General features: G+C 61.9%; 6 protein-coding genes. 2 read left to right on the forward strand and 4 right to left on the reverse strand.

The annotated features are described in order from the left end of the window. The first annotated feature begins 28 nt into the window (after positions 1-28). Positions 29-1960: an acyl-CoA dehydrogenase gene (locus RWT78_RS07305; RefSeq protein ID WP_024487810.1), complete on the forward strand. Its 1932-nt coding sequence runs from the start codon at positions 29-31 to the stop codon at positions 1958-1960. 40 nt (positions 1961-2000) lie between these two features. Here RWT78_RS07305 and RWT78_RS07310 read toward each other — a convergent pair whose 3' ends face one another. Beyond that, positions 2001-3017: an ABC transporter permease gene (locus RWT78_RS07310; protein WP_314674976.1), complete on the reverse strand. Its 1017-nt coding sequence runs from the start codon at positions 3015-3017 to the stop codon at positions 2001-2003. A gap of 131 nt (positions 3018-3148) precedes the next feature. On the opposite strand from RWT78_RS07310, the gene RWT78_RS07315 reads away from it, so the two are divergent. Next, positions 3149-3709, forward strand: coding sequence for a TetR family transcriptional regulator (locus tag RWT78_RS07315; RefSeq protein ID WP_314674978.1), 561 nt, complete (start codon positions 3149-3151; stop codon positions 3707-3709). On the opposite strand, the gene RWT78_RS07320 is transcribed toward RWT78_RS07315, so the two are convergent. The 3 genes from RWT78_RS07320 to RWT78_RS07330 are packed head-to-tail and all read right to left on the reverse strand — an operon-like array spanning position 3700 to position 7316. Next, positions 3700-4575 carry a TIGR03619 family F420-dependent LLM class oxidoreductase gene (locus tag RWT78_RS07320; protein WP_054187829.1) on the reverse strand — a complete coding sequence of 292 codons (876 nt, stop codon included), beginning with the start codon at positions 4573-4575 and terminating at the stop codon, positions 3700-3702. The two genes, RWT78_RS07315 and RWT78_RS07320, sit on opposite strands and share 10 nt — an antisense overlap. Further along, a complete protein-coding gene (locus tag RWT78_RS07325; protein WP_314674981.1) occupies positions 4572-6230 on the reverse strand; it encodes an ABC transporter substrate-binding protein in 1659 nt (552 codons plus the stop codon). Before RWT78_RS07325 ends, RWT78_RS07320 begins: the two co-directional genes overlap by 4 nt. A gap of 24 nt (positions 6231-6254) precedes the next feature. Then, entirely contained in the window at positions 6255-7316 is a 1062-nt protein-coding gene (locus RWT78_RS07330) for a DUF1214 domain-containing protein (RefSeq protein ID WP_003941882.1), read from the reverse strand. Positions 7317-7365 lie beyond the last annotated feature (49 nt).

A 7365-nucleotide genomic window follows, 5' to 3' on the forward strand; every position in this document is an offset into this window, starting at 1 on the left:
CGGTGCGCTACGCGCTATCGTCGGTTCCATGGCCACCACAGCGGACCACCTCAGGACAACACTCGACGGACGCTGGCGGGAGGTGCGTGAGCGCGTTCGCGGCGAATTGAACGACGAACGTTTTGCTCCGCACTACACACCCAACACCGCCATTGCGCGCTCCAAGGCTCTCGAACAGATGCGGGTCCTCGCCGATCTCGGGTACGCCGCAAACGGTTTCGCGGTCTCTCACGGCGGAACGGGCGACGCGGGTGGCGCCGTCACCAGCATCGAGATGCTCGCGATGTCCGACCTCTCACTGATGGTCAAGGCCGGCGTCCAGTGGGGTCTGTTCGGCGGCGCCATCGAAAACCTCGGCACCGAGCGTCACCACCAGGCGTACGTCAAGCCGCTGATCGATCTGGACCTGCTCGGTTGCTTTGCGATGACCGAGACCGGTCACGGCAGCGACGTCCAGGAACTCGAAACCACGGCGACCTACGACGTCGAGACGGGCGAGTTCGTCGTCAACTCCCCCACTCCGTCCTCTCGCAAGGACTACATCGGCGGCGCTGCCCAGCACGCCACCGTCGCAGCGGTGTTCGCACAGCTGATCACCGGAGGCGAAAGTCAGGGCGTCCACTGCTTTGTCGTGCCGATTCGTGACGACGCCGGCAACGACCTCCCCGGCGTCACGACGTCCGACTGCGGGCTCAAGGGTGGACTGCCCGGAGTCGACAACGGCCGCATCGTCTTCGACCAGGTCCGCATCCCGCGTGAGAATCTACTCAACCGTTACGCCGACGTCGCCGAGGACGGCACGTACAGCTCGGCGATCGAGAACCCGAACCGTCGTTTCTTCACGATGGTCGGCACACTGGTTCGTGGACGTGTCACCGTCGGTGGTTCCGCGGCAGCGGCCGCCCGCGTCGGATTGGCCATCGCCGGTCGATACGCCCTGCAGCGCAGGCAGTTCAGTGCTCCGAAGAGTGACGACGAAGTCCTGATCATGGACTACCTCGTCCACCAGAAGCGCCTGCTGCCGTTGATCGCCCGCTCGTACGCTCTGCAGTTCGCACAGAACGAACTCGTCGCCGCGATGCACGACATCCAGAGCAGCGACGACCCGGATCCGCAGGAGCAGCGCGAACTCGAAGGTCGCGCCGCCGGACTCAAGGCCGCCAACACCTGGCATGCCACTCGGGCCATCCAGGAGGCACGCGAAGCCTGCGGCGGCGCAGGCTATCTCGCCGAGAACCGCCTCACCGCACTCAAGGCGGACACCGACGTCTTCACCACGTTCGAGGGTGACAACCACGTTCTGACGCAGTTGGTCGCAAAAGAACTCCTCACCTCCTACGCCGACGAAGTCCGCGGCATGAGCCCGGTCGACTGGATGCGCTTCGCCGCTACGACGGTCTCCGACGTGGTCAAGAAACGCACGGCAGCGCAGCAGATCCTGCAGACGATCGTCGACACTCGCCAGGACAACGAAGAGGACGGCAGCCTCTTCAATCGCGGCACCCAGATGAAGATGTTCGAAGACCGCGAAGAGTACCTACTCGCCACTGCGGCAAGGCGATTGCAGGCAGCGCAGAAGCGCGAGGAGAACCCGTTCGACGCGTTCAACTTCGTGCAGGACCACGTACTCAAAGCCGCTCAGGCGCACATCGAGCGCGTCATCCTGGAAGCATTCGTCGCCGGCATCGACTCGTGTGAGGACGAGACCGCGAAGGAACTCTTCGGCGAGGTGTGCGATCTCTACGCACTGTCCGTGATCGAAGAGGACAAGGCCTGGTTCATGGAGCACCGGCATCTGTCGGTGGAGCGTTCGAAGGCCGTGACGCGCGGAATCAACGAGCGTTGCCGCACCCTGCGCCCCCACGTCGAGACACTGATCGACGGGTTCGGCATTCCGGACATCCTGCTGGGGTCCGCGATGCTCGACGGACCGGGCACCGACGCGGTACGGCTGAAGTAAAGGGTTCGGGTGGGGTCGGCAATCGCCGGCCCCACCACACTCAGTGCGCTGCTGCCTTTTTCGACTGGCGAGAGGCGAGCAGTCCGGTCAGGCCGAGTGCCGCGACCAGCCAGATCCCCAGAACGAGCAGGTGCGGTCCGGCGCCGTTGCCACTGAAGTAGATGACGGAGCGGATGGGCTCCATGGCTGCCGATCCGAGCCAGAACGAATGGATGTGCTGCCAGAATCCGGGCAGGAACGACACCGGAATGGCACCACCCGAACTCGGGAAGTTGATGAAAACGAGCACCGTCAGCACCGCGAAGATCGCGGCTTGGCCGAGCAGTCGATTGAGCAGGATGCTCACCGTACCGACGATGAACGTGTAAACCATCGAGATTCCCAGCAGTTGCAGGATCTGGCCGAACGACGCCCCGAAGGCGTGCATGAAGATGCTGGTGATGCCGAAGGCTATGAGCGGGGTGAGTATCGCCGCACCGGCCAGGATCGAATACTGCTCTCGCAACCGCATTCTCGGCGCAACCTGACTGAGCACCGTGATGGTCAGGTAGCCACCGAGGGTGCAGACGATCAGGAAGTAGAAGAGTCCGACGGTCGAGGAGTCTCGCGCCGTGACAGGCGCCGAGTCGATCACCGTGACCTGCTGCCCCGTCTGCTCCGCAACCGAATGCGCCAAGCTGCTCACCACGGAAACCGTCGAGGCGCCCGCGCCGGTGGCGATATGTGCGGTCACGGTGTCACCGATCTCGATGGCGCCGATCGCATCGCGGTTGTCGATCCGAGAGAGTGCGTCGGCGGCGTTGGCTGTGGCAACGATGTCGAACTTGTCACCCGACGAAGCCTGGATTCCGTCGATCAGCGGGGCCGTGACGGACGGCGACCCGACCACCACGATCGGTGCCTGATTCGGCGTCGGCGAATGGAAGGCGCTGACGTAGCACAGGCAGAACATGATGACGAAGAACAACGGAAATGCGAGTCCACTGCCCACCATCTTCCAATTGGTCGGCGGATCGACAACTTCTTCGCTGGGTACTCGGACGTCGGTATCTGTCATATTCCACGCTCTCTTCACTAACCGCATCTAGCTGTCAACACCGTTGACAGACTCAACAGTCAACACCGTTGACACGTTATAGTCAACGCCGTTGACAACGCGGTCGGCGAGCGAGCACAGAGGTCGATGTCGTGACACCCACGAGGCACACGCCAGAGCAGGAGCAACCCTCGACATCCGAGGCGATTCGCGCGGCGGCGTTCCAACTGTTCGGCGAGCACGGGTTCGGCGGCACGTCAGTTCGCGCCATCGCCAAAGTTGCCGGAATCGATCCGGCCCTGGTCATCCGGCATTTCGGGTCCAAAGAAGCACTGTTCCTGGAAACCACGCCGGTTGCGGACTACTTCGAAGGCCAGTTCGACGGCCCACTCGACACCCTCGGTGAGCGAATCGCCGCCTTCGTCCTGGGCAAGGCCGACGCCCGGATGCTGTCGGTGTACACAGCGCTCATGCGAGCGTCGGACAGTCCACGCATCCGGGAGCGACTCCGAGACATGACCGGAGTATTCGCCACCAATCTCGCCGCTCGTCTAGACGGCAAAGACGCGTACACCCGCGCACTCCTGGTCTCCGCCCAGGTGTCCGGGCTGTTGAGCGTCCTCAGCGACGAAAGTATCCCCCAGTCCGCAGATCGCGACGAGTTGGCAAAACTCTACGGCCGGGCGATGCAGACGCTGATCGATCAGTACTGAGCGATGACCTCCTCGGCAAACCGCCGAACGGAGTCGAGTCGTCCCTGACGATCACCGGCGTCAACTCCGTAGCGATACCAGGGCAACACTCTGATTTCCGTGACTCCGAGAGTCTCGAGTTCGCGATATCCGTCCAGATCACGAACATCCGTCGGCGAGACGTTGACGCCGAAAGGAACATCGGCACGACCGTACTCGACCCGCAATTCCGTGAGACGATCGATGGCGCAGGCTAATTCGGCTTTGGTCGTGTTCACCGACATCCAACCGTCAGCCAGCCTGGCTGCACGGCGCAACCCCGGTTCGCTGTGCCCACCGATGTAGATCGGAACCGGAATCTCCGGAACAGGACTGATCATCAGAGCGTCGAAATCGTAGTGCTTGCCGTGGTATTCGACCCATTCCGGCCCACGTCCCGCACACACCGCCTTGATGATCTCGATGGCTTCGTCGGTACGCGCGCCGCGGGTGCGCATCTCGGTACCGGTGAAGGTGAATTCCTCGGGAATCCAGGACAAACCGACGCCGAGAGCGACGCGGTTCCTCGACATCACGGCCATGGTCGCGACCTGCTTGGCAGTCAACAGCGGATCGCGCAGTGGAAGTTTGAACACGTTGGTGTAGAACTGAATTCGCGATGTGACGGCCGCCATCGCCGCCATGGCAATGAACGGATCAGGCATCGGCGTCTCGGGCGCCCACATCCGCTTCCCGTCTGCAGTGTACGGGTACGGCGCCGACACCTGCTCCGGATAGAACACGGAATCCGGCATCGCGATTCCGTCGAACCCCACCTCTTCGGCGACCTGCGCCAACTCGCACAGTTCCAGGGCGTCGATCATCGCACCCGCCAAGGACCACTTCATCGTTCCACCGTTTCGCCGTTGGGCGAGATCCAAGCGCCGCCCAAGAACATGATGTCGGTGATGTTGCGAACGACGCCGTGAACGTTGCCGTCCCATGCGGTCAACACCGACGCCGGCCCCCAGATCACGTAAGGCACAGTCGCGTTGGCGTACTCCTGCACCTTGCTGATCGCCTCACGGACAGCATCGTCCGTCGATGCCGTCTGCACAGCTGTGATCATCGCGTCCATCTCCGGGTCCGCGAAGCCGGACGGGTTGTTCTTCGAATCACTGGCCATACTGTTGTACAAATTGAGGTACGGCGCTTCTTCTCCGACCGGAGCGCCACCTCTGGTCATGTCGAAATCGTGGTCCTTGTATACCCGTCGAACCAGATCGGTCACATCGGTCGCGTAGTCGATGGTGACGTCGAAACCGATCGCGTTCAGCGACGCCTGAACCGTCAGTGCCGTCGCCTGTTGGCTCGGCTCCGAGGTGGTGAGGTAGCGGAGTTTCCCGTCGTACCCGTCGGACTTCGCTTGATCGAGCAGCGCCTTTGCCTTCACCTGATCGAACGGAATACCTGCTGTGCTGTTGAACCAACGTGACGTATGCGGGACCAGTTCGGAACTGGCGGTGCCCAATCCGTTGTTCGCCCGGGTATTGACCGCCGCCGGATCCACCCCGTAGGCGATCGCCTGACGGACGCGAACATCAGCCCCGGGCTTGCCCTCACGGTTGTTGATCGTGCCGATCCCGTTCTGTCCGGTCGGACTGAGGTAACCCGAGTATCCGTCGTCGAGAGCTTGTTCGATCACGGCCTCGTCGCGGAGGATGTACGTCATGTCGATCTGGCCGCTCTTCAACGATTCGTACTGAGACTGCGCACCCGATGTAGGAACAAACCGCACTGTGTCCAGTGGAGGTTTACCGCCCTGATAATCCGTGCGTGCGGCGAGTACCAGTTCTTCGTGCGGGGCGAACTTGGCCAAGGTGAACGGACCCGCCCCGATCGGTGTGAACGCTCCCTCCCCGGTTCCTGAAACCGACCCTGCCTCTCCCCCTGAACTTCGCGCAACGATCATTCCGGGCCCGAGCGACAACAGCGCCGGGAATTGACGCCAGGGCCGCTCGAGCACGAATTCGACTGTGGTGGCGTCGGGCGTCTCGATCCGATCCACGATGTTGAGCCAGGTCTGCGATACATCACCCTTGCCTGCCACGAATCGATCGATACTCCACTTCACCGCTTCCGCGTCGAGCGGACTTCCGTCGCTGAAGGTGAGGCCGTCAGCCAAAGTGACGGTGTACGAGGTGAAGTCGCTGTTGTTCGACAGTGTCTTCGCGAGTTGTGGCACGAAGCTCCCGTTTGTGGAGTCGCTGCGTACCAGCGTGTCGTAAATCGCGGCCATTTCGGTTCCGCCGGTCGAACCGGCGGCTTGCGTTCTCGTGGGGTCCAACGTGGAAGGGAACGAATAGGACCCGAAGGTGAGAACACCGCCGTCGATCCGCTCCCCCACATCTGGGGCGCCCACAAAACCAGCTGCGCCACTACTGCTCGGTGAAGCCGATCCCGAGTTGTCCCCACTGCTCGACGCGCAGCCGGCCAACATCAATGCACCGGCAAGCCCGAGCGTGACAAAGCGAGGGCCGAACCTAATCTTCCTGGTGTACATACGTTCCCAATCTCCGTCAGCGTGTCAGATCTTGACTACCTTTGACGTCGGGATCGGGTGCGAGTCCGCCTTGATCCAGCGCAGCGCCCATGTCCCCTCGGCATGCGAATCGGTGTCGATCCAGTTGCCATAACCCGGATCCTTCGCCGCCACGACGATTGTCATGGTGCCGTCGTCGTTGAGCTTCGCGGTGTGATTGTTGATGTAGATGTTCGTGCGGTTGTAGTCGAGGGACTCGACCCAGAAGTTCTGCAGCACGAAGTTGAAGTACTCGCAGTTCGGAACCTCGGTCTCGATGACCCACGCCTCGTCCTCGGCGAGCTTCCAGTAACCGTGGAAGTAGAAGATCGTCGGATCGCCGCCGGCGTCCTGGAAGTAGTCCTGTCCCCAGTCGAAGATCTCGTTGGTGTGCGGCTGGAATTTGCGCGACCATTCCAGGAAGGTCTCCGCCATCCCCTTCACGATCCCGACGGACTTGGTGAGGCGCTCGCCGATCTCTTCCGGAGTCAACGGGACGAACTCCCCGTCCGGGTTCAGGCATTCGATGGTCAGATCACCGATGACCTCGTTGCGCCGATCCTGGTGAGTTTGCCGAACGGAGATGAGGTTGCTGTCGGGCGCCAAAGGCAGCCAAGCGCCCTCATCGGGCTTGTCGACGCTCGCGATGAACTCGAAACGGCCGTTCTCGTCGACCTCGAGGTCGTGGATATGCAGATCGCCGGTCTGCAGCATGGTGCCGTCGATGTGGTACCGATTTACGCGCGAGCCGAAGGTGATCAGCGGGACGGTGCCTCGGGTGCCGATGATCCGGTAGTTGTACTTCCCGGAAATGTTGGCGCGCATGTAGACGTTGTCCGGGTTGTCGGCACCGATCTTCGTCATCATGTTCGGGTTCGGAGCCGACGAGAACTGCGGCCACCGCGGATCGGTGTACTCGACACAGTTGATCGTGCCGTACCGAAGCAACCGACTCAGGTAGCGGACGCCCTCGGCTTGAGTCAGCGGATCCTGAGGGACGATCTCGTCTTCCAGGACCTTTCCGACCTCGAGCAGATCTGCGCAGAACTTTTCCCAAACAGCATTCATGTGAATCTCCTTGTTTCGGTTGGGGCTTCGCCCTGTGCGCCTTTTTGGT

The organism is uncultured Rhodococcus sp. (genome assembly GCF_963525155.1).
Lineage (GTDB): Bacteria > Actinomycetota > Actinomycetes > Mycobacteriales > Mycobacteriaceae > Rhodococcus_F > Rhodococcus_F qingshengii.